Source organism: Pedobacter sp. AC464 (genome assembly GCF_979253075.1).
In genome coordinates this window covers 1,342,652-1,366,870 of the sequence record NZ_CEEDBV010000001.1, presented here as the reverse complement: position 1 = coordinate 1,366,870, position 24,219 = coordinate 1,342,652, and the positions used below count along the sequence as shown (strand labels likewise).

The 24,219-nt window shown below is 39.5% G+C and carries 22 protein-coding genes and 2 tRNA genes; 11 read left to right on the top strand and 13 right to left on the bottom strand.

The annotated features are described in order from the left end of the window. The first annotated feature begins 81 nt into the window (after window positions 1-81). Window positions 82-1,119, top strand: coding sequence for a glycoside hydrolase family 43 protein (locus AC0IWT_RS05855; RefSeq protein ID WP_471796390.1), 1,038 nt, complete (start codon window positions 82-84; stop codon window positions 1,117-1,119). A gap of 11 nt (window positions 1,120-1,130) precedes the next feature. Here AC0IWT_RS05855 and AC0IWT_RS05850 read toward each other — a convergent pair whose 3' ends face one another. Further along, window positions 1,131-1,478, bottom strand: coding sequence for a hypothetical protein (locus AC0IWT_RS05850; RefSeq protein ID WP_471796389.1), 348 nt, complete (start codon window positions 1,476-1,478; stop codon window positions 1,131-1,133). Between the two features lie 232 nt (window positions 1,479-1,710). Between AC0IWT_RS05850 and AC0IWT_RS05845 the strand changes: the two genes are divergently transcribed. Then, window positions 1,711-1,926 carry a hypothetical protein gene (locus AC0IWT_RS05845; RefSeq protein WP_157274998.1) on the top strand — a complete coding sequence of 72 codons (216 nt, stop codon included), beginning with the start codon at window positions 1,711-1,713 and terminating at the stop codon, window positions 1,924-1,926. Between the two features lie 127 nt (window positions 1,927-2,053). Here AC0IWT_RS05845 and AC0IWT_RS05840 read toward each other — a convergent pair whose 3' ends face one another. Both AC0IWT_RS05840 and AC0IWT_RS05835 read right to left on the bottom strand, forming a co-directional pair. Continuing rightward, entirely contained in the window at window positions 2,054-2,554 is a 501-nt protein-coding gene (locus tag AC0IWT_RS05840) for a GNAT family N-acetyltransferase (protein WP_471796388.1), read from the bottom strand. Between the two features lie 17 nt (window positions 2,555-2,571). Then, window positions 2,572-3,102 (bottom strand): DinB family protein, encoded by a 531-nt coding sequence (locus AC0IWT_RS05835; protein WP_471796387.1) that lies wholly within the window; start codon window positions 3,100-3,102, stop codon window positions 2,572-2,574. Window positions 3,103-3,497: 395 nt separating this feature from the next. Here AC0IWT_RS05835 and AC0IWT_RS05830 point away from each other — a divergent pair, with 395 nt between their 5' ends. Beyond that, entirely contained in the window at window positions 3,498-4,145 is a 648-nt protein-coding gene (locus AC0IWT_RS05830) for a response regulator (protein ID WP_471796386.1), read from the top strand. 49 nt (window positions 4,146-4,194) lie between these two features. Here AC0IWT_RS05830 and AC0IWT_RS05825 read toward each other — a convergent pair whose 3' ends face one another. After that, window positions 4,195-4,380, bottom strand: a complete 186-nt coding sequence (locus AC0IWT_RS05825) for a hypothetical protein (protein ID WP_471796385.1) — start codon at window positions 4,378-4,380, stop codon at window positions 4,195-4,197. A 19-nt stretch (window positions 4,381-4,399) separates the two neighbouring features. Next, on the bottom strand, window positions 4,400-5,281 hold the full coding sequence (locus tag AC0IWT_RS05820; RefSeq protein WP_471796384.1) for an SDR family oxidoreductase: 882 nt from the start codon (window positions 5,279-5,281) through the stop codon (window positions 4,400-4,402). A 156-nt stretch (window positions 5,282-5,437) separates the two neighbouring features. Between AC0IWT_RS05820 and dinB the strand changes: the two genes are divergently transcribed. From dinB to AC0IWT_RS05805, 3 genes are read left to right on the top strand one after another with little or no spacing between them, the layout of a single operon-like run. Continuing rightward, window positions 5,438-6,721, top strand: a complete 1,284-nt coding sequence (gene dinB / locus AC0IWT_RS05815) for a DNA polymerase IV (RefSeq protein WP_471796383.1) — start codon at window positions 5,438-5,440, stop codon at window positions 6,719-6,721. A gap of 4 nt (window positions 6,722-6,725) precedes the next feature. Further along, on the top strand, window positions 6,726-9,737 hold the full coding sequence (gene dnaE / locus AC0IWT_RS05810) for a DNA polymerase III subunit alpha (RefSeq protein ID WP_471796382.1): 3,012 nt from the start codon (window positions 6,726-6,728) through the stop codon (window positions 9,735-9,737). 25 nt (window positions 9,738-9,762) lie between these two features. Next, entirely contained in the window at window positions 9,763-10,272 is a 510-nt protein-coding gene (locus AC0IWT_RS05805) for a YdeI/OmpD-associated family protein (RefSeq protein WP_471796381.1), read from the top strand. Between the two features lies 1 nt (window position 10,273). Here the strand turns inward: AC0IWT_RS05805 and AC0IWT_RS05800 are convergent, their stop codons facing one another. From AC0IWT_RS05800 to AC0IWT_RS05765, 8 genes are all read right to left on the bottom strand, one after another. After that, entirely contained in the window at window positions 10,274-11,002 is a 729-nt protein-coding gene (locus AC0IWT_RS05800; protein WP_471796380.1) for a polyprenol monophosphomannose synthase, read from the bottom strand. A gap of 113 nt (window positions 11,003-11,115) precedes the next feature. Further along, a complete protein-coding gene (locus AC0IWT_RS05795) occupies window positions 11,116-12,597 on the bottom strand; it encodes a peptide MFS transporter (RefSeq protein WP_471796379.1) in 1,482 nt (493 codons plus the stop codon). A gap of 66 nt (window positions 12,598-12,663) precedes the next feature. Further along, complete coding sequence (locus AC0IWT_RS05790) at window positions 12,664-14,259, bottom strand: peptide MFS transporter (RefSeq protein WP_471796378.1); 1,596 nt, start codon at window positions 14,257-14,259, stop codon at window positions 12,664-12,666. Between the two features lie 147 nt (window positions 14,260-14,406). Then, complete coding sequence (locus AC0IWT_RS05785) at window positions 14,407-15,300, bottom strand: hypothetical protein (protein WP_471796377.1); 894 nt, start codon at window positions 15,298-15,300, stop codon at window positions 14,407-14,409. Window positions 15,301-15,309: 9 nt separating this feature from the next. Continuing rightward, window positions 15,310-16,485, bottom strand: coding sequence for an acetyl-CoA C-acyltransferase (locus AC0IWT_RS05780; RefSeq protein ID WP_056872552.1), 1,176 nt, complete (start codon window positions 16,483-16,485; stop codon window positions 15,310-15,312). 134 nt (window positions 16,486-16,619) lie between these two features. Continuing rightward, entirely contained in the window at window positions 16,620-16,787 is a 168-nt protein-coding gene (locus AC0IWT_RS05775; RefSeq protein WP_471796376.1) for a type II toxin-antitoxin system antitoxin, read from the bottom strand. 3 nt (window positions 16,788-16,790) lie between these two features. Beyond that, complete coding sequence (locus tag AC0IWT_RS05770) at window positions 16,791-17,312, bottom strand: hypothetical protein (RefSeq protein ID WP_471796375.1); 522 nt, start codon at window positions 17,310-17,312, stop codon at window positions 16,791-16,793. A gap of 4 nt (window positions 17,313-17,316) precedes the next feature. Continuing rightward, window positions 17,317-18,174, bottom strand: a complete 858-nt coding sequence (locus AC0IWT_RS05765; RefSeq protein ID WP_056872554.1) for an SPFH domain-containing protein — start codon at window positions 18,172-18,174, stop codon at window positions 17,317-17,319. A 117-nt stretch (window positions 18,175-18,291) separates the two neighbouring features. On the opposite strand from AC0IWT_RS05765, the gene AC0IWT_RS05760 reads away from it, so the two are divergent. From AC0IWT_RS05760 to AC0IWT_RS05740, 5 genes are all read left to right on the top strand, one after another. Further along, window positions 18,292-20,370: an HD family phosphohydrolase gene (locus AC0IWT_RS05760; RefSeq protein WP_471796374.1), complete on the top strand. Its 2,079-nt coding sequence runs from the start codon at window positions 18,292-18,294 to the stop codon at window positions 20,368-20,370. 79 nt (window positions 20,371-20,449) lie between these two features. Continuing rightward, window positions 20,450-20,536, top strand: a tRNA-Ser gene (locus tag AC0IWT_RS05755). 88 nt (window positions 20,537-20,624) lie between these two features. Continuing rightward, window positions 20,625-20,698: transfer RNA gene (locus AC0IWT_RS05750), tRNA-Pro, on the top strand. Window positions 20,699-21,176: 478 nt separating this feature from the next. Next, on the top strand, window positions 21,177-21,857 hold the full coding sequence (locus AC0IWT_RS05745) for a TolC family protein (RefSeq protein ID WP_056872556.1): 681 nt from the start codon (window positions 21,177-21,179) through the stop codon (window positions 21,855-21,857). Window positions 21,858-21,869: 12 nt separating this feature from the next. After that, window positions 21,870-24,008, top strand: a complete 2,139-nt coding sequence (locus AC0IWT_RS05740; RefSeq protein WP_471796373.1) for an exopolysaccharide transport family protein — start codon at window positions 21,870-21,872, stop codon at window positions 24,006-24,008. Window positions 24,009-24,219 lie beyond the last annotated feature (211 nt).

Here is a 24,219-nt window from a genome sequence, read left to right as displayed (position 1 = left end):
GTGCCGCTTACTGTTATACGAAGATTGACGCGGCTACAGATGTGAAAAAAGAAAAATCCCTGTTTTAGATAGTTACTTTTTATGAAGAGAACATTCCTGTTTTTATTAGCGCTTTTCATCGCCGCAACCTTAAATGCCCAAACTTTTAAAAACCCATTGCTTCCTGCTGGCGCCGACCCATATAGCTTTTATAAGGACGGCTATTATTATTACACAAACAGTACTGGCAATAGGGTAGAACTCTGGAAAAGTAAAAGCCTGGCCGGTTTAAAAGATGCGCCACATAAAACCATTTGGAAGGCGCCTGCAATCGGCGCTTATTCGAAAAATATCTGGGCACCGGAGGTGATGTATATCCGTGGGAAATGGTACGCTTATTTTGCTGCAGACGACGGCAGGAATGAAAACCACAGAATGTATGTTTTAGAAAATGCGTCTGCCGACCCAATGCAGGGTGATTGGGTTTTTAAAGGACAAATTTCTGACCCTACAAATAAATGGGCTATCGATGGAGATGTAGCAGAAATTAAAGGGCAGCTTTTTATGATTTGGTCTGGATGGGAGGGTGATAAAAACGGAAAGCAGGAGATATTTATGGCTAAACTTAAAAACCCGTGGACAGTAGATGGTGACCGGGTGAAAATATCTTCGCCGGAGTTTGAATGGGAAAAACATGGCGATTTAAACGATCCAAACAACCCACCTCATGTTAGTGTTAACGAAGGACCGCAGTTTTTGATTCACGACAATAAAATTTTTATTATTTACTCAGCAAGTGGCTGTTGGACAGATTTTTATGCCTTAGGTATGCTCTCCGCTGATTTAAACAGCGACTTCTTCAATGCTAAAGCCTGGGTTAAATCTGCTAAACCAGTGTTCCAAAAGTCGGTTGAAAACGGTGTCTATGCTCCCGGCCACAATTCTTTTTTTAAGTCGCCTGATGGAAAAGAAGATTGGATTCTGTATCACGCCAATGATAAACCAGGGCAAGGCTGTGGTAGTTTTCGTTCACCCAGAGCGCAAAAGTTTAGCTGGAATGCAGACGGAACGCCGAATTTTGGCCTGCCCTTAAAAACAGATGCCGAGATTGACATTCCTTCAGAGAAAAAAACCAATTGATGTTACCAGCTTTAAACCTGTTTTAAATAGGCATCGATATGTGTTCGCACTTCATGATTTGATGCTTCCTTAATTCGGTTGATGAGTTTGTGTTGCGAAGAGTTATATTTTTCAATATAAGTGGCCTCAGTTTCGTTAAACTTTAAATAGCCCTGCTCAAAATATCTTTCTTCAATTTCCGACGATGAATCCATTGAGCGGAACCAAAGTTTAATGAACGATAACGAGCTTTTTTCCAGAAACAGCCAATGATAAAGCTCGTCTGCTTTGGCGTCGGCGGGTAAATCCAATCGCTTAATTTCAGTTATTAAGATGTCTGGGTTCTCAAAAAGATAAAGAATTTGATAGCTGGAGTTCATTGCGGGCAAAAATAACACCTCAAAGTGAATTTCGGCAATGATGTTTTCAACAATTTTATCGCTAAGGTTTCCAGTTTAGCTATGATATCGACTTTTTTCTGCGCTTTACCCACTGATAGGTATACCTTATCTATTAATTGTTGGATTATTGATAAAAAGGTGATTTTACGGTATTATAAAACAGACAAATAATTATATTTGTGATATGGAAACGCCCAATAAAATTTCTCAAATGAGCTCATTTTTAAAAAAAGTGCAGCAACTTAGAGGTTTCGGAGATATGGATTCATATAGCCTGGTTAACGAATTCAAGCGATTTACAAACCTTCCAGAAAACAGCCTTGATAGAATTATTGAGGATTTTTCATCGCCAAATACCTGGAACATTGCCAAACGCAAGCTGATAGACGATGTTGAAACGGTAATTGGCGACATCTACAATTCATGAACATCCCAAATATGTTATAACAAAAGGCCCTCGTTTCAGCTGAAACAAGGGCTTTTTTATAGAACTTAAGTTCCGGAGTGCATACTCAACCTGAGCGATGGCCTGTAAATTGTGTCGTCATTAAGCTTTATAATAATTTCTGATAACAATAAAATTTAAGTCCGGGGCGCTTGGCCAGGCTAATTTCGCCGCAAAACTCATAGCCGATTTTCGGAAAAAGTTTGCGGGTAGCCATATTTTCGCTGTTGGTATCCACTCTTAAAATTTTAATTCCAGATTGCGCTGCAACTTTTTCCGCTTGTTGCATCAGGGCCTTTGCAACACCCATGCCTTGATAATCCGGATCTACTGCCAGCCGGTGCGTAACAATAGCAGTTTCTGTGATGTCCCAGCCAGCGTCAGCATATTCCGGATCCTGGTCTGTCGTAATTGCCGATATACCGGCTATTTGTTCATCAATTTCGCAGAGCCACAATTGGTTAATTGAAATATCTGCTTTAAACACTTCAGGATTTGGGTAATCATCTCCCCATTGATAGTTGCCGGAAGCACGCATAACTGGCACCACCTTTTTTACGAGTTGCATTATTCTTGGGATATCTTCCTCCTGGGCTAATCTGATTATCATTCGATGGTGGTGTTATCTTAAAACAGCTTCTCTTGTGGTGGCGTTACGCCTGCCAAACGGAGGTAGACAGTCGCCTGACCGCGGTGGTGGGTTTGGTGCTCAAAATCCTTGGTGAAAACCATTTCCTTCGTCATATCAAAGCGGTTCATAAATTTTACGTGTTCGCCGAGTTGCTTAGGCGACATTGCTTTCAATGCGGCAATTACGTAGTCATATCCGGCCAGAACAACTTTGGTAACGTTTGCTTTTGATTTGTCCTGAATTTTTTCTACTTCTCCCAGCCCATACGGACTTTTTTCGCCTGTGGCAGTTGCTGCAAAACCATAGTTTGCATCAGTTAAATGCAGCATTTGCTCTGCAAAAGAACGCATTTGTGGTGTTGGCTTCAACGCATAACCCGATTCCGGCATCACCTCCAGATACTCCTTGGTGTACGCTTTCGCCCGTTCCCACTCGGCAAGTTTTGTAGCTGTGGTTTCTTGTGCCTTTGTAGTTGCCAGCATTGCTGTCAAGCATGCTATGCTTAGCATTAACTTTAATTTTTTCATAATTTGGTTTGTTTTGTTACAAATATAAGTTAGAAAAACCATCAAGTTTATAACGGAGCCCGTAAATTGTTGAAGCGAAGTTACGACAGACTTGTCTCGGGCATCAGCATGAAACATACAGCAAAACGACTTGTTGCCAGCAAATTTTAGATGGTTATAAAAATCAGCAGACAATATTTTCGTTCGTTTTTGAATATTATGATGATAAATGTCAAACAGTTTTTGTAATTACTTGCATCGCGTAAGAAAAATACTGTTTATTATCTTCAGCATAATTAATAAATTCTGTACATTTACGACTACAAGCGGAAGAAACAAAAATTCTTGTTTCGAAAGTGGAATATCATGCCTGAGTATAAAACTAATTAGCACCCATTCATCCCAATATCCAAACAATGAAAACAAAAAACACTGTAAGTACTTTTTCGGTACTTATTGCTGATGATCATGAAATCATCCGCCGAGGGCTAAAAAACCTGATATCAGATTACTGGGCGGGTGTCGAAATTTTAAATGCTTCAACTATGCAAGAAGCCCTGGTAGAAACCGAAAAATCGCCGAGCCTTGTTATTATAGATGTAAATTTGCCTGGCGGGAACAATTTAAAGGTAATCGACCAGATAAAACTCGTACAGCCTAATGCTAAGGTTCTGGTATTTTCATCTCTCAATGAAAACATTTACGCGGTTCCTTATTTAAAAGCGGGTGCTTCCGGTTATTTGACGAAGAATGCCGAGGAATCGGAAATTGTGACGGCGATAACCACAATCCTGGCAGGGAGCAGGTACTCGAGCCGTAATGTTAAAGAGAATATGTTCAACAGTATTTTAGGTAATGATGCGGATAATCCTTTCACAAAACTATCTGCAAGAGAACTGGAAGTAGCTGAGTTGTTGACAAAAGGAATTGGGGTATTGGAAATCTCTAACCAGTTAAATTTACAGATGGGTACGGTTAGCACTTATAAACTGAGGCTTTTTCAGAAGTTAAAAATAAAAAGCATTATCGAGCTGGCAGAAAAGATGAGTATCTACGAAAAGTAGTTTCAGCGCTTTGCTATAAATAAGAAAAGAGCCATTAAGGCTCTTTTTTTTATGGTTTTTTTTCTTTGTTTACCGTAGCCGGGCCTTCTTCGCCCGATTCGTTAGGTTTTTCGCCAGCCTGGCCAAACTTTTCAGAAGCGCCTGCTCCATTCTGGTCGAAACTTGCCTTTTCTTCAGATGTACCCGAATTCTTAGCATCTTCGTTTGTATTGTTCTTTTGATCTTTATTGTCCATGATACTTCATTTTTAGGTTTTAAATTGTGATTCTTCCACCCGTAACCGGAAGGGTAGCTCCTGATACATAACTCGCATCATCTGATGCTAAAAACACGTAAGCATGCGCAACCTCTACTGGCTGGCCAGGGCGGCCCATTGGTGTGTCTTTTCCAAAATTTTCAGGTTCAGGCATTGTAGATGGAATTAATGGTGTCCAGATAGGGCCTGGTGCAACAGCATTTACTCGAATCCCTTTACCTGCCTCTAATAAAATCTGACTTAAGTTTGCCGTAAAATTCTGTATCGCACCTTTAGTTGCCGCATAGGGTAGAAGCAATGGTGTTGGAGAATAGGCATTTACGGAAGTGGTATTTATAATGCTGCTTCCGGGTTTCATGTGTGGTTCTGCTGCTTTACTTAAGTAAAACATCGGATGAATGTTTGTTTCGAAAGTTTTAACCCATTCTTCAGAAGGGATTTCTCCCAAAGATTCGCGAGCCATTTGAAAAGCAGCATTATTTACAAGGATGTCGATTTGGCCAAAGTTTTCTACAGCCAGGTTTATTATTTCCTTGCAATGCGCTTCGCTTCTGATATCGCCCTTAATTAAAATCGCTTTTTTACCTTCGGCCTTTATGTACTCGGCGGTATCCTCTGCATCAACGGTTTCAGAATCGTCTAAATAGCTAATTAATACGTCGGCACCCTCGCGTGCAAAAGCAATGGCAACAGCCTTGCCGATGCCTGAATCGCCACCCGTAATTACTGCCTTTTTACCGTTAAGCTTGCCGGAGCCGCGGTAAGATTTTTCGCCATGGTCTGCTAATGGAGATAATTCGGCTTCAGTTCCCGGCGTAGATTGTTCCTGCTTGGGGAACGGTGGTACAGGATATTTATCTGCTGGATTTTCGTTTTTCATAATCTTGGCTTTTGTTTAAGTAAAACAGCATAAAAAGAAAAAAGGTTTAATTAAATCCTTTAAACTAAATATGTTAGCAAAATGTTAGTAAATCAAGGTTATAATTATTTTAAAGCTAAATAAATTAGTATAAATTTGTTTACCAAAATATTGATTATGGAGCGCGGGAAGCAAATTATTCACATGGATCAGGATGCTTTTTTTGTATCTGTTGAGTTGAGAAAAAACCCAAAGCTTATCGGGAAGCCTGTTATCGTTGGTGGCAGTTCGGATCGGGGAGTTGTTACCTCATGTAGTTACGAAGCCAGAAAGTTTGGCGTTCATGCGGCAATGCCCGGTAGAACAGCCAGAATTTTATGCCCGCAGGCAATCTTTGTAAAAGGCAATATGGATGATTACTCAAAAGCCTCACATGAAATCACTGAAATTATTGCAGACCGGGTTCCGTTGTTTGAAAAAGCAAGTATAGATGAGCATTATATCGATATGACTGGAATGGACAGGTTTTTTGGGTGTATGAAGTTCGCATCAGACCTGCGGCAAAAAATCATCACTGAAACAGGATTGCCTATTTCCTTTGGATTATCCGTTAACAAAACTGTGGCGAAGGTGGTAACCAATGAATGTAAACCAAACGGCGAAATGGAAATTCTTTTTCCGGAAGTAAGGCCTTTTCTCAATCCATTATCGGTGAATAAAATTCCAGGGATTGGGAACGCGACCTACCGTAAACTGAGTGAGATGGGTGTTAGGAAGATTGAAACGCTGGCAGACATCCCTCAGGAACTTATGTTTAAAATTTTAGGCGACCATGGCTTAAGTCTTTTGCAAAAAGCCAGGGGAATTGATTTATCGCCGGTTGTTCCTTATCGTGAGCGCAAATCCATAGGTACGCAAACTACTTTTGAAAACGATAGTATGGATGTGAACAAGATGAAATCCATAATTACCGGTATGGTTACAAACTTAACATTTGAACTGCGCAGCCAGCAAAAACTCACCGCCTGCATAACTGTTACAATCCGTTACTCAAATTTTGAAACGGTTACCCAACAGGCCCGAATCCCTTACACCGCATTAGATTCTTTTTTAATCGCGAAGGCGCATGATTTATTTCAGAAGTTGTACAGTAAGCGCATGTTGCTGCGATTGGTTGGCGTGAAGTTTTCCCATCTGGTTAATGGCTTCGAGCAAATCGGTTTATACCATACTTCGGAGGAGGAATATGGTTTGTACCAGGCAATGGATAGAGTTAGAAAGCAATTCGGGGTAGAATCTGTTGTTAAAGCATGCATTGTTTCCACACCGGCAAGAGATGAACAAAACAAGGTTGTTAAGTATAATCCCCGAAGCAAAGCAGATGAAGAGCGAAAAAAATCTAGAATAAGGACCTTTATAAATTCGGACATCTCTTCCGGGACAAAAAAAAACGATAGTTAGTGCTATGTTCCTAAACGTGCATTCATCCTATAGTTTAAAATACGGCGTTATGGATATTCCAACCATAATCACCGCCGCACGCGAACTCGAGATTAGTGAGCTCGTATTAACAGATATTAATAATTCTACAGGCTGTACAGAATTTATCCGCGAATGCTATAAACAAGGCATTTATAAAGAATCTGATGAAACGCAAAAGGGAAACAAACCGTATCATTTGAAACCTGTAACGGGCATCGAATTTCGAAAGAACAGCGATCTTCTATACATCGGAATTGCAAAAAATAAGGAGGGCATGCGTGAATTAAACGAATTTTTGAGTTGGCACAACATAAAGGATGTCCCGCTGCCTGATTCAGCTCCGCTTTTTGAAAATGCTTTTATAATTTATCCTTTCAAAAAGGATTTCAGTTTCCAGTTAAAAGGGAATGAGTTGGTGGGTGTAAGGCAGAGTCAACTCAATTATTTATACAAACATCCTTTATTGCAACAGCAGGAAAAATTGGTTGCCTGGCATCCTGTTACGATAAATAATAAGATCGGTTATCGTTTGCACGAATATTTACGGGCTATTGAATTGAATACGCTGCTAACGAAAGTACCAGAGGAAGCGAAATGTTTAAAGGATGAAATGCTCATTGCTGAAGCTGAGCTGGAGCAAAATTATTCCGCTTATCCTTTTATGCTGATGAACACGAAAACGCTGCTCAATGCTTGTGACATGAGTGCATATTTCGAGACTGACACAAAATCGAAAAACAGGCTTGCGTACACCAAAGAAGGCGCTGAATTTGATAAAATTCTGTTGCGTAGAATCGCTTTTAAAGGCCTGGAGTATCGTTATGGAAAGGATAATTCAGTCGCCAGGCAAAGAATGGAGAAGGAACTTAAAATTATCGAACTTAAAAATTATTGCGCTTACTTCTTAATCACATTCGATATTGTTCGCTTTGCAATGGGGAAGAAGAAGTTTTATCATGTTGGCCGGGGTTCTGGAGCAAACAGCATCGTTGCCTATTGCTTGTGCATAACCGATGTGGATCCGATAGACCTTGATTTATATTTTGAGCGTTTCCTGAATGAGAAAAGAACCAGTCCGCCAGACTTTGATATAGACTTTGCCTGGGATGAGCGGGAAGTAATACAGCGCTACATTTTTAAGAAGTACCCGGAAAATCATGTCGCCTTTTTGGGTACCATGAGCACGTTTAAGGATAAGGCCGTCATCCGCGAGATAGGAAAGGTGCTGGGACTGTCGACCGAAGAAATCGATAGTTTCAGCGACCAGACTAAGGAGAAAATTAACATTCAAAACCCAACCTATCAAAAAATAAGAAGGGTGCACGGTCTTATGCGGGAAATGCCTAATCAGCGCTCAATCCATGCCGGTGGAATCCTGATTTCTGAGGAGCCAATAACTTACTATTCTGCACTGGATCTACCCCCTAAAGGATTTGCAACCGTACAGTGGGATATGTATGAGGCAGAACTTATCGGTTACGAAAAATTTGATATTTTAAGCCAGCGAGGTATTGGCCATATCAGGGAAGCCGTTCAGTTGGTGAAGAAAAATAAAGGCATCGAGGTTGATATCCATAACTTTAAAGCATTTAAGAACGACTCAAACTTAAATTCCATTTTAAAGGAAGGCCAGCCGATTGGGTGTTTCTACATTGAATCGCCGGCGATGCGGCAATTGCTTAAGAAGCTTGGCTGCGATAATTATTTAACGCTTGTGGCAGCAAGTTCTATTATTAGGCCAGGCGTGGCGAGTTCGGGGATGATGAAGGCATACATAGAGCGCTATCACGCACCGGAAAAGGTTGTTTATCTATGTGAGGAGATGGAAAAACAGCTTAAGGAAACCTACGGCGTTATGGTTTACCAGGAAGATGTAATTAAGGTTTGTCATTACTTTGCAGGATTGGACCTGGCCGATTCGGACGTTTTGAGGAAAGCAATGAGCGGTAAATACCGTTCTAAGCTTGCTTTCGATGAGCTGGTTAATAAATTTTTTAATTCTGCCAGGGAACAAGGGCATTCGGAGGCCCTTATTTCCGAAGTGTGGCGGCAGATTTCATCTTTTGCCGGCTATAGTTTTTCTAAAGCACACTCGGCGTCATTCGCGGTGGAAAGTTACCAGAGTCTCTACCTTAAAACATATCATCCAAAGGAATTTATGGTGGCTGTTTTAAATAATTATGGTGGCTTTTACAGTCGCTGGGTTTATGTACACGAGCTAAAAAAAACCGGTGCAAACGTGCACCTTCCCTGTGTAAACCACAGCGACGAAGTTGTGAATATTGAAATTAATGAAGCGTACCTAGGTTTTGCCGGTGTACAGGGTCTTGAAAATAAGTTCATTGCGCTTATTCCGGCCGAGCGCAGGCGAAACGGTGCTTACCAAAACCTGGAGCAATTTTTAAAGCGTACCCAAATTACCCTCGAACAAGCCATTTTACTCATCAGACTGGGCGCACTTCGTTTTACGGGAAAGGATAAAAAAACATTGCTCTGGGATGTGTACACCCACTTGGGCCACAAACAAAAGATGTTAAACCATGCCGAACTTTTTCGTGTCGAACATATAGATTTCCGCTTGCCTAAACTTGAAAACTCGGCGGTAGAAGATGCCTATGCCGAACTCGAGTTGTTGAATTTTCCGTTCAGTTGTAGCATGTTCGATTTACTAAAAACAAGTTATCGTGGAGATATAATGGCTCGCGATTTAAACAATCACGTTGGTGAAACTGTAAAGATGGTTGGAAACTACGTTTGTGAAAAAACGGTGCATACGGTTAAAAATACGAAAATGTGGTTCGGAACTTTTCTTGATGCAAATGGTGATTTTTTCGATACGACACACTTTCCAAATACTACGCCTATTTATCCGTTTAAAGGTAAAGGCTGCTATTTGATTTTAGGTAGAGTTGTGGAAGAGTTTAGTTTTCCGAGCATAGAAGTATTGAAGTTTGCCAAACTGGATATTCATTTAAATCCCGTTGGTGTTGGTTAAAGGAAAGAATTTTTATCTTTAAAGCATGGTTAATTTCAAAGCAGAAATAGAGAAGTTTCAGTCTATGGGTGAAAAAACCGGCTGGAGTTACATTTTCATTCCTGCGGCTTTGGCGAACAAAATTAAAGCCGACTGTAAAAAGAGTTTTAGGGTAAAAGGAAAAATAGATTCGGTAGAAATTAATGGCATCGCGACAATCCCGATGGGGGCGGGTGACTTTATTATTGCCTTAAAAGGGGCGCTTCGCAAAAAACTCGGCAAAGAAGAAGGCGCCGCAGTAACGCTCTTTTTAGAAGAAGATAAAGATTTTAAAGTTGAAATGCCCGAAGATTTGGAACTCTGCTTATCAGAAGAAGGCTTTCTTATGGAACAATTTTTAGCGCAACCCAAATCCCATCAGAACTATTTCATCAGGTGGATAAATGAGGCGAAAACTGAGGCGACGAGAACCAGGCGACTTGCGCAAACGGTAAGCGCAATGTACAAAAAGCAAGATTTTGGTGCGATGATTAGAGCAGGTAAAGAAGAATTATAAACTATCTTTTATAGTTTCTGAACCAGCTGTTCACCTTCATTTGGATAACGCCCAGAAAAGCTTCCCTAAATATTCTTGTACTCATTTTCGAAGTTCCTTCGGTTCTGTCGGTGAAAATTATCGGAACTTCCACTACGTTGAAGCCATATTTAATGGCCGTAAACTTCATTTCAATCTGGAACGCATAACCAACAAATTTGATTTTTGCCAAAGGGATGGTTTCAAGCACAATTTTTCGGTAGCATTTAAACCCTGCAGTTGCGTCCTGAATATTTATTCTCGTTATAATGCGAACATACATGGAGGCAAAATAAGACATTAAAACCCTGCCCATTGGCCAGTTTACTACATTTACGCCCTTAACATACCTCGAACCCACGGCCACATCTGCTCCATTTAAGCAAGCTTCACGCAGGCGAATCAAGTCATCAGGATTATGCGAAAAATCGGCGTCCATTTCAAAGATATAGGCGTATTGTTTTTCTATTGCCCATTTAAAACCGAAAATATAAGCGGTTCCCAACCCTTGCTTTCCAGCACGTTCCTGTATAAACAGGTTGCCGGCATATTCCTTTTGAAGTGCTTTAACGATTTCTGCAGTGCCATCGGGAGAACCATCGTCGATAATTAAGACATGAAAAGGTTGTGTTAAAGAAAATACCTTTCGGATAATTTTTTCAATATTTTCCTTTTCATTATAGGTAGGTATGATTACTAAACTATCAGACACGCTTTATTGCAATTAAATTTGTTATTGGTTTAGAAAGGCACGAAAGTAAAGATTTAATGTGAAAAAACCTTTATCATACATTTCAAACAGGCTAAAATCCATTAAAATGATATTTACATAACTTCAGCCATCAGCTTTTTAATCATCGGCGAAACAATTATTAATGCCAAACCGGCGATAAGTGAATAAATGGCCAGTTGTTTATAGCCTTCTGTGTACGACATGAGTTTTGTCATCAGTGAAGCGTTTTCGATGCTGGACATTTCTGCGCCCAGTTTACCTGCAGCGAGCTGGCCAAAAGCACTCGACAAGAACCAAAGACCCATCATCATACCGAACATCTTTTTAGGAGAAAGTTTTGTGATGATCGACATGCCTATTGGCCCCAAACAAAGTTCGCCCAGTGTAAGCAAAAGGTAAGCAAGCGTAAAAATATTTAGCGAACTGATGCCTTGCTCATTTGCGAAGAACCTTGTGGCGTAAAAAACGTAAAAGCTAAGCGCTAAAAGCAAAAAGCCTACTCCAAACTTTACAACGGTATTCGGCTCTATCTTCCTTTTGTACATTAACAGCCATAAAATACCAACTATCGGACTAAATACAATCACAAACAGGGAGTTTACACTATTGTTAACCACATTCGGGTCTATTGATAGAAACAGAAGATTATGGTCTAAATTATCTTTCGCGAACAAAGAGAGCGAGCCGCCACTTTGTTCAGAAATAGCCATGAAAATGAAGTAGCAGAAGATGAAAACGAAAGCGGCAAACAGCTTGTATTGTGCTTTTCTTTCCTTCACCATAAAAATTTCATAGAGAAAATATATCAGCGCAACCACCCCGATTGTGTACATGAAATAATCGGTGAAGGCAGTATTTTTTACCATGATAAATATCAATGGGATACACAATAATGAGCCAACATAAACAATAATTTCGTAGGCCGTCCTTTTGGTTTTTTCCAAATGAAGTAATGGCGAATTGCCGATTGGGCCAAGGTATTTCTTTGTGAAAATAAAAGTGCTTAAGCCGAAGGCCATTACCAGGGCTGCAGATAAGAAGCAAAGGTGCCAGCTGTAATATTTACCGAAATAAATACACATCGCTCCGCCCAAAAGGCCTCCAACGTTAATTCCGGCGTAAAATAAGCCGTAACCAGCATCTCTGCGATTGTCTTTTTCGTGGTAAAGTTCGCCAACCATGGATGAAATATTTGGCTTAAAGAAACCTGTGCCAATAATGGAGAGTGTTATGCCCAGGTAAAACAAATCCTGAGGATCGAAAGCTAAAATTAAGTTGCCGATAATCATTAAGGAGCCGCCCCAAAAGAGCGATTTCCGAAATCCTAAGATTTTATCGGCAAAAATACCGCCTATGAAAGTAAAAGCATAAACGAAGGCCTGGATTGCACCGTATTGAAGATTCGATTTCTGATCTGAAAGGTGCAATTGATCAACCATGAAAAATGCCAGTACACCACGCATACCATAGAAGCAAAAACGCTCCCACATTTCTACCAACGATAAATACCAGAGTTGTTTAGGGTATTTTCCTTCGAAATTCTGAATCTCGCTTAAGGTTTGTGTTTCACTCATGAACAAATGTTAAAAGCCAAAAGCCCGATTTAAACCGGGCTTTTAAATGTTGATTTTGTATAAAAATTAATGAACGCCGTGCATCCACTTCTTTAATAATGGATTTAACGAAAGCATAATCAGGCCGGCAACAATCGGAATCCCTGTAAAAATTAAAAAGAATATAGAAATTGAATATTGCGAGCTTATTTTATCGATTAAGGAACCAGTTGCTCCAGCTAGGTAATTTCCTATTGCCGTACAGGTAAACCAAAAGCCGAACATTAAGCCTACAAGATTTGCAGGGGCAAGTTTACTAACATACGATAAACCGACAGGAGATACGCATAATTCACCAACGGTATGGAAGAAGTAAGCAAAAATTAGCCAGAACATACTTACCTGTGCCGCGGTAGCGCCTTGCGGAATGCTTGAACCGCCATAGGCAAGGCCAGCAAAACCAACGCCAACTAAAATAAGGCCAATGCCAAACTTTACAGGTCCGCTTGGGTTAAATTTAGTTTCCCAGATTTTTGAGAAAATAGGCGCTAAAGAAACGATGAAGAATGAATTTAGAACGCTGAACCATGAAGCCGGAACTTCTGTTGTAACCGAACTAAACTCTCTTGTAACCTTCCAAATGGCAATGCCCCAGATAATTAAAAAACTTAACAGCGTGAAAAGGATTGTAGCAGGATATTTTTTGAAAATTTTAGTTGCTAAGCTAAACAACACGTAGGAAACTGCAACCAAAGGGAAAATTGTTAAAATAGCATCAATCCATTTAAACGTTAGGGCAGACCCTCCGGTTAAATTTCTGAGCGTATAATCCTTCGCAAAAATCGTCATCGAGCCACCTGCTTGTTCAAAAACCATCCAAAAGAAAATGGTGAAAATTGAAAATATCCCCACAACCCATAAACGTTGTTTCCTTACAATAGGAGACATAACTTCCGCTGTTGGATCAGCTTTCTCTACTTTTTCTTCCTTCTGAATGGCAGAGCCGATTACCCCAAATATTTTCTGACCGAAGTAAAACTGCAGCATGCCAAACAACATGAAAATGCCAGCCAGGCCGAAGCCGTAATGCCAACCTACTTTTTCACCGATGTAGCCGCACATTAACATCCCGATGAATGCCCCGGAGTTAATGCCCATATAAAAAATGGCGTATGCGCTGTCTTTTTTATCGCTGATAGGCGGGTAAAGTTTACCAACAATTGATGAAATATTTGGTTTAAAGAGGCCGTTTCCTAAAATTAATAAAAGCAGGCCAACATAAAAGAAGTTTGTGCTCATGCCTTCCAGAGCCATGGCGCCATGTCCTAGGGTCATCACCAGAGCGCCAATGATAACGGCCTTTCTGTAACCGGTCCACCTGTCGGCAATCAGCCCACCAATAATTGGTGTAAAATAGGCAAGCCCTGTATATAAAGCGTAAAGTTGTAGTGCCTCCGGCCTTGGCCATCCCCAGCCATTTTTACTTAAATCGCTTACTAAGAAAAGAACCAGAATGGCACGCATTCCATAGTAACTGAACCTTTCCCACATCTCTGTGAAAAAAAGTACGAAAAGCCCGACCGGATGGTTAAATAATTTTTCAGGAGAAACCCCTTGACTTTCCAAATGGAGATTCAGCTCCTTCTCCTGGTTTATAGATAGTGTTTCAGCTGATGTTTGCATAGAACATTTGTTGGTTTTAGTTTATGGTTTCAAAATTTGTGTGTTGTTTTTGTGTTGATAACAAGGCGCAATATAGTGAGCGATGCGCATTCTAGCAAATTTTTAACTTATCTCTAAAATAATGAATAAGTTACGTTTCTGCAGTCATTAAAATTTTCGGATTGGTTTCACATTTTTACTTGGGTCAGCATATAACGCATCACTTGGGCTTGCTTCATTTTTTAAAACTACGTTCTCCTGCAGTCTTAGTCTTCCACCCACAATCTTAAATGCATCTGTATTGCCATCTGAGCCGTAAAACTGAAATTTTCCGACCATCTCAGCATCGAAAGGGGCCAGGTGGTCAAACACAATCAGGCCAGCCTTTTTGTCCGTTTTCATCATCATCGCATTTTGCTTTTGATATTCGAAGATAACGCGGTTTTTACCTTTAAGGTCCTTTCCGTCGAACACAGGCATACCGAAAGTGGCATTTTCTTTATCGAAAGAGAGTATTTCGATAATTTTTTTTGTCGTTTCGGTAGTATTCCCTTTCCAACCCAGTAAAACGTAATACGGCAATCTGCCAGATGTGGTAACCGGAATAATTTCGTAATAGCGTGCCCCAAACCATTTTTGGTTCGTGGTAATTGCGTTCGCATCTGTAAGGTTTTCCGTTTGGTCTATCAATGGAAATAATTTTAATCCACTTTTACTGTTCATCTGAATGGCACCGTAATATCTGTAAGTGCCGTTTTCCAACTGAACATACCAGGAGAGGATTCTGAAAACCTGGTCGGGAGACTTAACAACCGAAACTGTTTTCAGTGAATCGAACCCATAATTAAACGAATTTGGTTCTTTTAATGCCTCAACCAGCATTTTCACAAACCGGCCATTTTCCGCAAATTTTATTGCATCACTTTGCTGCTCATTATAAACGCGAAGCGTTATATTTTTTAAGCTATCCTGAAAAACATCAAGTTTAGTCGCATTTTGCTGAGCGTGTAGTTTTGTAGCCAAAAACCCCAGAATAATAAGAAGAAATTTGATGTTTTTCATTTGATAGATTTACATTTTTTCGATAACCAGCGCACTTGCACCGCCACCACCGTTACAAATTCCGGCAACGCCGATTTTGCCGCTGTTCTGTTCAAGCACAGATAAAAGTGTCACCACAATTCGGGCGCCCGATGCGCCAAGCGGATGACCCAAAGAAACTGCACCACCATTTACATTTACAATTTGCTCATCCAGACCTAAAATCTGGTTGTTTGCGATTGAAACCACAGAAAAAGCTTCGTTAATTTCGAAGAAGTCTACTGCTTTTAAATCTAAACCTGCTTTTTGCAAAGCCAATGGAATTGCTTTGGATGGAGCAGTTGTAAACCACTCTGGTGCCTGCTGTGCATCTGCATAGCCAATTATTTTTGCCAAAGGTTTAATGCCTAATGCAGCTGCTTTCTCTGCACTCATCAATACCAATGCGGCTGCACCATCATTAAGTGTCGATGCATTTGCAGCGGTCACTGTTCCATCTTTTTTAAATACAGGCTTCAATCCAGGGATTTTATCAAACTTAACGGCGGTGGGTTCGTCATCAGTATCAATTAAAGTGATTTCCCCTTTGCGGTCTTTAACCTCTACCGCAATTATTTCACCGGTAAATTTCCCGTCTGTTTGAGCAGCCTGTGCCCTTTTGTAAGATTCTATAGCAAAATTATCCTGTGCTTCTCGGCTAATATTACAATCTGTAGCGCAAAGTTCTGCCGCAGAACCCATGTGGTAGTCGTTATAAACATCCCACAAACCATCTTTCATCAAGCCGTCAGTTACCTGGCCATGTCCCAGTCGATAGCCATTTCTGGCCTTATCCAGGTAATAAGGGACATTACTCATGCTTTCCATACCGCCAGCAACAATAATTTCATTATCGCCGTTAGCAATACTTTGCGCTGCCAGCATTATGGCCTTGGTGCCCGAGGCACAAACTTTATTAATTGTAGTAGCAGGTAAATCTGGCAAGCCGGCAAATTTTGCAGCTTGTGTGGCTGGCGCCTGGCCTAAATTTGCGGATAACACGTTCCCCATATAAACTTCCTGAACCTGTTCAGGTTTTAGGCCTGCTTTTTCCAAAGCAGCTTTTATGGCAAACCCGCCCAGTTGGGTGGCAGAAAATTGGGCTAATGAGCCGCCGAAACTTCCAATAGGCGTTCTCACAGCCGAAACAATTACAACTTCTCTCATGTAAACTAATTTTATGAATTTTGGTTAGGCTGCTAAGTTATGTATTTTTAATAATGCATAAACGCTATAAACCAAATTTTAGCATTGCGATAACATATAAAATAAAAACACGGATAAATACCCGTGCCTTAACTTCATTCCTCTTTTGGTTTATTTTTCTTTCGGGTTTTTACAGCCTGATTCAGTAAGAATTCAATCTGCCCGTTCGTGCTCCGAAATTCATCAGCAGCCCAGATTTCTATTTCCTTTAATAATGCAGGACTAATTCTTAATACAAAAGCTTTTTTATCTTTCTCAGCCATTTTTTATTGTATTGCTTGTATATTATACCTCGTTTTAAAATTGATCAGAAACAATTCCAGGTCTTCCAGTTTATTGGAACTGAAAAGGAGCCTTTTGCCATTTTTAAATTCTATCTGCAGCCCCCGTTCTTTATCATTTAAAATATAGGCTTTATCATTGAATTTGAACCAAAGCCTGTAACGAACGCCCCAGCCACCATAATCTCCCAAAGCGTCGAACTTGTTTAAGTAAACCCTTTCCATACTTTGCCACTCTAATAATTTAGCTTTCAGCTGAAAAGGGAAGTAGCGGTAAAAAATTCCTTCCGGCGTTATTTTTAAACTAAGTTTATTCTTCTGAATAACAAAAATGACAAGGAAAGGTAACAAAACAGCCAGAAGAGGAGCAAAGTAGGCTTGTTTCATGACTTGAAAATCTACACCACCCTTATCAAAAAGCACAATGCTTAAAACGATAACAGCATCAAGGCCAAGTAAAATATAAAGCCACCAAAGGTTGAGATTTTGCTTTTCTTCGAATTCCATCGCTTTAATTGTACAAAGTACCGGTATTGACAACTGGCTGTACATGCCTGTCCCCACATAATACCACCAACAAATTGCTAACCATCGCGGCTTTACGTTCCTCATCTAATTCTACAATCCCTTTCTGAGATAACTTTTCAAGCGCCATTTCTACCATCCCTACTGCGCCTTCAACGATTAGTTTTCGTGCAGCAATTACCGCTGTTGCCTGTTGCCGCTGAAGCATGGCACTCGCAATTTCTGGTGCATAGGCAAGGTGAGATATCCTGGCCTCAAGCACCTCAATCCCCGCTCTTGATAACCTTTCATTTAATTCGTTTTCCAATAATTCGCTCACTTTCTCTGCGCCATCTTTTAATGTGATGCTGGTTTCCTCGCCTTCAGAATGATCATATGGAAAGATATTCGCCAGGTGCCTAACCGCGGCTTCACTTTGTATATTAACATATTGCATGTAATTTTCTACAGAAAAAATCGCCTTGGCGGTTTCGTTAACTTTCCAAACAACCACAGCGGCGATTTCAATCGGATTTCCCAGTTTATCATTAACCTTTAACTGTTGTCCGTTCAGGTTATTTGCCCTTAAAGAAACTTTACGCTTGCTCGTTAATGGATTAACCCAAAAAAATCCATCGGTTTTAACCGTGCCAACGTATTTACCAAAAAGCGTTAACACTTTAGATTCGTTTGGGTTGTTGATGATTAATCCCGGCAAAACTAGAAAAAAGTTAAAGGCCAGAATGCAACCGCCCCAAATAAAACTTTCTGTAACGAAACAAAAGACAGCGGCGCCTAAAAGCACCAAAAACAATGCGAATGTTAAATAGCCTGATGGCGGATTAATAATTTTTTCCTGATACATAATGATATTGATTTGATATCATAAAGTAAAATATAAAAAACGGATTTTGCAAACAAATTCAGTAAAATGTATATTAGATAAAAATGCTATTTTTGACAGCACAGTAAATGTATCGTTTTGGCTAAAATCAAAAAAAACTCACATAAAATACTATACCGTAAATATTCATCGAACCTGAAATATGTGATGATGATTTTTACGGTCTTCATTATTACGCTTTTTCTGCCCAAGCAACCTCGTTTCAGATATGAATTTGAAAAAAATAAGGTTTGGATGAATAAAGATTTGATATCGCCTTTTCCATTTGCCATTTTAAAGACCAATCCGCAGGTAAGTACAGATAAAAAGGATGCCCTTCGTGATGTTTTGCCGGTTTATCAGTTCGATAAAGAAGTTACCACCGATGCATTGGATGGCTTTTTAAATGAATTTGACATTAAGTGGCGCACTGGCGCCCTTGATGAAAAAGAAAAAGCGATTTATAAAAACCTATCTTATAAGATTCTACAAGATATTTACGCAAAAGGCATTATTGGCCTCAACGTTAAGCATCAAACTTCAGGAAAAAACTATGATTTTGCGCTGCTTGAGAACAACATCTCGAAGCAAAAAAATACGCAGGATATTTTTACTGCAGAAACTGCACTAAAATATTTCAAAGCAAATTTTAAAGCACCAAACCAGGTGGTTCAGGATTTGATAAACAATCTTGCCGAAGACCACATTACGCCGAACATCACATTTAATGAACGGTTAACAGAGGTGATCCGCGAGAATACCGTAAGTAATGTATCCACTACCAAAGGTATGGTGCAGAAAGGGGAACTCATTGTTGCCAAGAATGATGTTATTGACGATGAAATCTATCAAAAACTGGAATCTTACAAGGCTACGTACGATGCACAGACCAAAACCATTGGTAGCAGGACTTTAATTTATCTGGGTCAGGTTGTTCTCGTTGGCTTTGTACTAACTATTTTAATGTCTTTCCTTTTTCTTTTCCGAAGGGATATTTTTTCTGATAACAGGCAGTTGTCACTGATTCTAATCGTAACCACAGGCATGCTACTCGCCTTAACATGGGCGTTAAAAATGAATCTTGCAAGTCTGTATTACATACCGTTTTGCGTTGTCCCGATTATAATAAGAATACTTTTTGATACCCGCCTTGCGCTATACCTGCACATGCTGGTTATTTTAATAGCAGGATTCTTCGTTGCAAACAGCTTCGAATTCGTTTTTTACCAGGTAACGGCCGGTATGGTAGCCATTTTCAGCATTAAAAATTTTGTTAAGCGGGAGCGGTTTCTTGTGTCTGCATTATTTATACTCTCAGCCTATTTTGTTGCATTCGTGGGCATTGCCTTGCTTCGGGAAGGAACTTTCCGAGACATTGAGTGGATAAATTTCGTTCCATTTATTTTTAGTGTTCTGCTTTCCTTACTGGCTTATCCGCTAATTTATATTTTCGAACGCGTTTTCGGTATCACTTCTGATGTTGCACTTATTGAACTAACCAATACGAACAATAAGCTGCTCAGAGAACTGGCTTTTAAAGCGCCGGGTACCTTTCAACACTCGCTTCAGGTGGCAAACCTGGCCGAGGCCGCTATTTTCAAAATTGGCGGTAACTCAGTTTTAGTAAGGGCAGGAGCGCTTTACCACGATATCGGGAAAGTTGATAATCCGCAGTATTTTATCGAGAATCAGAATACGGCCGTTAGTCCGCATGATAAGCTTCCCTACGAACAAAGTGCTCAGATTATCATTCAGCATGTTCATAAAGGAATTGAAATTCTGCGCAAAAATCAAATGCCGGAAGCGATAATTGATTTCATCAGAACACACCACGGTAATACAAGGGTGGATTATTTTTATCAGTCATTTTTAAAAAACTCTCCCGAAAAATTTGTCGATGAAAACATTTTCCGTTATCCGGGACCGATTCCATTTAGTAAAGAAACGGGCGTTTTAATGCTGGCTGATTCGGTCGAGGCGGCCTCAAGATCGCTGAAAAATCCGGATGCGCAAAACATAAACGACCTGGTTGAACGTATAATTAACTACAAACTGGAGCAAAATCAGCTTGATAACTGCGATTTGACACTAAAAGATATCGAAACTATTAAGCTGATTTTCAAGACTATGTTGATGAGTATCTATCATGTTCGAATAGATTATCAACAAGTTTTATAAATTTTTTTTGTGGAATAAGTTGTTTTACTATATTTGCAGACCTCAAAACAAGGTCGGTAGGATTAAGAATTGAGAGAACGGAGAGGTGCCTGAGAGGCCGAAAGGAACAGTTTGCTAAACTGTCGTACTGGTAACGGTACCGCGGGTTCGAATCCCGCCCTCTCCGCAAAATAATTTGGCAAAATTAACTGGAAATATCATTTTAAATCCGTTACTTTGCCACCCCTTGCAAAAAGGGAAACAGATACCAAGTTCGGGGTGTAGCGTAGCCCGGTATCGCGCCTGCTTTGGGAGCAGGAGGTCGTAGGTTCGAATCCTGCCACCCCGACTAAATAAGCCTGTTTCTAAAGAAACGGGCTTTTTTTTTGTTATTTATAGTCTTTATCATCTCTGAACTACAATTTTTTACCTGTAATCAGTTTTCGATGATATGTTTTTTGCTCACCAATGCGTATAGTGATCATCTAAGACAACGAATTTATCAGAGCGTTTGCAGGAACCTATCTTACTAAGGCAATAAAGTAAAAGGTTGTGGTAAGTAATAAGACTTTGCATGATTGGATAGTGTTCCGTGAGCTCAAATAATTGGATTGCTGTAGAAAAATAGCGACAGAATTTTCTTAAAGTTGAAAATAATTCTTAAAACTTTCCGGCACTTTTTCAAAAGGAACAAGTTTAATTGTATATTTATCCGTTTTTTGTAACATACCATATTTAGACTACACTATGTTCAATTGTATATTCATGGCTTGTTACATCACCTGTTGTTAAAATAAAATAATCATAATAAACAACCCTATTATTTAATGAAAACTTTACTAAAAATTACGCTCGCATTTTTAATGTTTCTGAGCGTCAACGCTTTTGCCCAAGAAACCATGATTCCTGAAATTAAATATGCTGACTTGGAAAAGTATATTGAGATGGCTAGGCAGAATTACCCTAAAGCAAAAGCCTTAGAATTAAAAACAAGTAAAACAAAGGCCGACGTGACAATTGCATCTTTATCTTACCTGGACTTATTTAGTGCTAACTATTTTATCCGCCCTGATAATAAAACTGTACTTGATCCCATAAATCCGTACAACGTTAACGGTGTTCAATTTTCAATCGGTTTAAATCTTGGAAATTTTGTCAGTAAACCTTTCACAGTTAAAAAGGCAAAGGATGATTATAAAATTGCCCAGCTGGAAGCTAAAGACTATGACAATCAATTAGTGCTTTTAGTTAAAAGCAGATATTACGATTATATTCAGGCAATTAACCTTTTAAAAATAAATACTCAAATGGCCAGTGATAACAAAGGTGTTGCCGAGACATTAAGGAACAGATTTGAGAAAAGCGAAATTACGTTAGATACTTATAATCAATCGAGAATATTGCAATTCCAAGCCTACCAGGCCAAAATCCAAGCTGAAAGTGTTTACCTTAAAGCAAAAGATTTACTTGAAGAAGTTGTAGGTTCCAAGTTAAGCGACGTAAAGTAAGAGAATTCATATATGGATATAAAGTCACTTATTAAGTTATTAGCCAGATATAAATGGGTGCTAATCATAGTACCCATTGTTGCTGTTACCATTACATACTTTTTGGTTCAAAACCTACCGAGACAATATCGGTCGGAAGTCCAGATTTCTACTGGATTACTTGACCCAACAAAAAAGTCTTTGAGCAATGAAACCGTTGATTTTTTTGGAATTAGTCAACAAATCAATGGTATGATGGAGAAATTTAAGATGAAAAAAGTCTTAAATAACTTATCTTACAATTTAATTTTACATGACCTTGAAAATCCTAAAATTTCATTTCGAAAGTACAGTGAATCGCTTGATTCGTTGAAGCAAGCGGATAAGAGTATTGTTATCGACCTTTTCAAGAAAAAGCTTGAGTCTAATGCAATTTTAACACTGGCTGATAACAACGGGAAATACAAGCTTTACAGTTTAGTCTCGTCAATGGGTTACGGAGAAGACGTGCTAAAAAAGGGGATAGATATTAGCCATGCTGATAATAGTGATTATATAAATATTGCTTATGAATCAGAGAATCCAAATCTTTCTGCTTACTTGGTGAATACGCTTGCCACGAATTTTATACAGAATTATAGTAAAGAGGTTAGTACCAATCGTAATAGTTCGAACGTAATGTTGGATTCTTTGCTGAAGCAAAAGGAAATCGTTATGAACGACAAAAATGCCGCTTTATCTTCATTCAAACGAAATAAAGGGGTGCTAAATCTTGATGAGCAATCGGCAGCGGTCTACGGGCAGATTACAACATATGAAGCACAGCGCAGCGAAACAATCAGACAAATCCAATCCAGCCAGGGTGCAATTGCTGAAATTAACCGTAAGCTCGGAGGATCTGATCCAAACATCAACGGTAGCAGCAGGGCTGATAATCGCGACATTGTTAGGTTAAAAGGCGAACTCCAGCGTGCAAACAGTGCATTTGTCGAGAATGGTTTTAGAGCTTCTGACCAGAAAAAAATTGATTCGATAACGAGAATTCTGCAAACAAAAAGCAATCAGAACATTGATGAAAATGTTTATGACCCTAAAGCTTCGAAGCAAGCTTTGTTTACACAAAAAACCAATCTTGAAATTAGCTTGCAGCAGGCTAGAAGCAGTATGAAATCGATCGAGGATCAACTTGCTTCATTAAGGGCGAAATACAGTGGAATGGTTCCGTTTGATGCCGACATACAAAACTACCAGCGGGAAGCTGACCTTGCGACCAAAGAATATATGACAGCCTTGGATCAATATAACCAGAGTAGGGGCGGACAGGTAAATGGTTTAAATTTGCATATTGAGCAAATTGGTTTGCCTGGAAATCCTGAGCCATCTAAGCGTATTATTTATCTGGCCGGTTCTGGTTTTGGAAGTTTTGCGATTTGCCTGGGTTTTGTTCTTGTCATATTTTTTCTTGATGATAAGATTGTCACTTCCCAGCAACTTGCTAGTGCTACAAAATCTAAAACAATAGGCATGCTGAATCAAATAGAGGGCGATGAAAGACGTATACGCGAAATCTGGAGTGACACTACGGGAAACGTAAATTACGAACTCTATCGAGATATGTTAAGGTCGTTGAGGTTTGAGATTAACGGTGCATTGGATGTTGATGACAGTAAAATCTTAGGAATTACCAGTTTAGGTAATGAGGTTGGGAAAACATTTACGGCCTATAGCCTTGCTTATGCCTTTGCCATGACGGGGAAAAAGGTGTTGTTAATTGCTGACGAATTGCCTGTCGTTAAATCTGAGAGTAAAGGCCTGGTTAAAAGTTTAAACTTTCAAACTTTTTTGATTAAGAAAGAAATCCATACTGAAGATTTGATTACAGTAATGAACAAGAGTACTGCAAGAGAATCTTTACTGGAAGTTCAAAGTATAAAGAGCTTGAAAGCCGGGTTTGATATTCTCAAAAACGAATTTGATATCATTTTAGTTGATGTTAACAATTTAAGGGATATGAATTTAGCGAAAGAATGGCTTCTTTTCACCGAGAAAAACATAGCTATCTTCGAATATGGTGCCACCATAAGTGAGACAGATAGGGAATATGTTGACTACATAAAAAAGACTCCGGGTTTCTTGGGATGGGTTTTAAATAAGGTACAGCTTCAAAATTAACTCGTGTTTCCTTCACTAAATTTCATTCTTCAGTATAATTCAGCATAAGTATGGTTGCGAAGGTCATCTTATATATAGCCCTAGTATATTGTTTTATTTACTGGCTACTCGCCAGGGAATTGGCTATAAACTTCCCGGTGGGTATATTAATTGAGGTTCTTTTTTTACTAGCCTTTATTGTGGCAATTTTTACACTTCCAAAAGCGAACTG

Bases quoted from the DNA above. Each gene is read 5' to 3' on its own strand.
- AC0IWT_RS05765 (WP_056872554.1), bottom strand. From the start codon at position 18,174: ATGTATCAGGAAAAAATTATTAATCCGCCATCAGGCTATTTAACATTC.
- AC0IWT_RS05835 (WP_471796387.1), bottom strand. From the start codon at position 3,102: ATGAAAAAATTAAAGTTAATGCTAAGCATAGCATGCTTGACAGCAATG.
- AC0IWT_RS05745 (WP_056872556.1), top strand. From the start codon at position 21,177: ATGAAAACTTTACTAAAAATTACGCTCGCATTTTTAATGTTTCTGAGC.
- dnaE (WP_471796382.1), top strand. From the start codon at position 6,726: ATGTTCCTAAACGTGCATTCATCCTATAGTTTAAAATACGGCGTTATG.
- dinB (WP_471796383.1), top strand. From the start codon at position 5,438: ATGGAGCGCGGGAAGCAAATTATTCACATGGATCAGGATGCTTTTTTT.
- AC0IWT_RS05785 (WP_471796377.1), bottom strand. From the start codon at position 15,300: ATGAAAAACATCAAATTTCTTCTTATTATTCTGGGGTTTTTGGCTACA.
- AC0IWT_RS05740 (WP_471796373.1), top strand. From the start codon at position 21,870: ATGGATATAAAGTCACTTATTAAGTTATTAGCCAGATATAAATGGGTG.
- AC0IWT_RS05855 (WP_471796390.1), top strand. From the start codon at position 82: ATGAAGAGAACATTCCTGTTTTTATTAGCGCTTTTCATCGCCGCAACC.
- AC0IWT_RS05825 (WP_471796385.1), bottom strand. From the start codon at position 4,380: ATGGACAATAAAGATCAAAAGAACAATACAAACGAAGATGCTAAGAAT.
- AC0IWT_RS05820 (WP_471796384.1), bottom strand. From the start codon at position 5,281: ATGAAAAACGAAAATCCAGCAGATAAATATCCTGTACCACCGTTCCCC.
- AC0IWT_RS05775 (WP_471796376.1), bottom strand. From the start codon at position 16,787: ATGGCTGAGAAAGATAAAAAAGCTTTTGTATTAAGAATTAGTCCTGCA.
- AC0IWT_RS05830 (WP_471796386.1), top strand. From the start codon at position 3,498: ATGAAAACAAAAAACACTGTAAGTACTTTTTCGGTACTTATTGCTGAT.
- AC0IWT_RS05850 (WP_471796389.1), bottom strand. From the start codon at position 1,478: ATGAACTCCAGCTATCAAATTCTTTATCTTTTTGAGAACCCAGACATC.
- AC0IWT_RS05840 (WP_471796388.1), bottom strand. From the start codon at position 2,554: ATGATAATCAGATTAGCCCAGGAGGAAGATATCCCAAGAATAATGCAA.
- AC0IWT_RS05805 (WP_471796381.1), top strand. From the start codon at position 9,763: ATGGTTAATTTCAAAGCAGAAATAGAGAAGTTTCAGTCTATGGGTGAA.
- AC0IWT_RS05770 (WP_471796375.1), bottom strand. From the start codon at position 17,312: ATGGAATTCGAAGAAAAGCAAAATCTCAACCTTTGGTGGCTTTATATT.
- AC0IWT_RS05790 (WP_471796378.1), bottom strand. From the start codon at position 14,259: ATGCAAACATCAGCTGAAACACTATCTATAAACCAGGAGAAGGAGCTG.
- AC0IWT_RS05845 (WP_157274998.1), top strand. From the start codon at position 1,711: ATGAGCTCATTTTTAAAAAAAGTGCAGCAACTTAGAGGTTTCGGAGAT.
- AC0IWT_RS05795 (WP_471796379.1), bottom strand. From the start codon at position 12,597: ATGAGTGAAACACAAACCTTAAGCGAGATTCAGAATTTCGAAGGAAAA.
- AC0IWT_RS05780 (WP_056872552.1), bottom strand. From the start codon at position 16,485: ATGAGAGAAGTTGTAATTGTTTCGGCTGTGAGAACGCCTATTGGAAGT.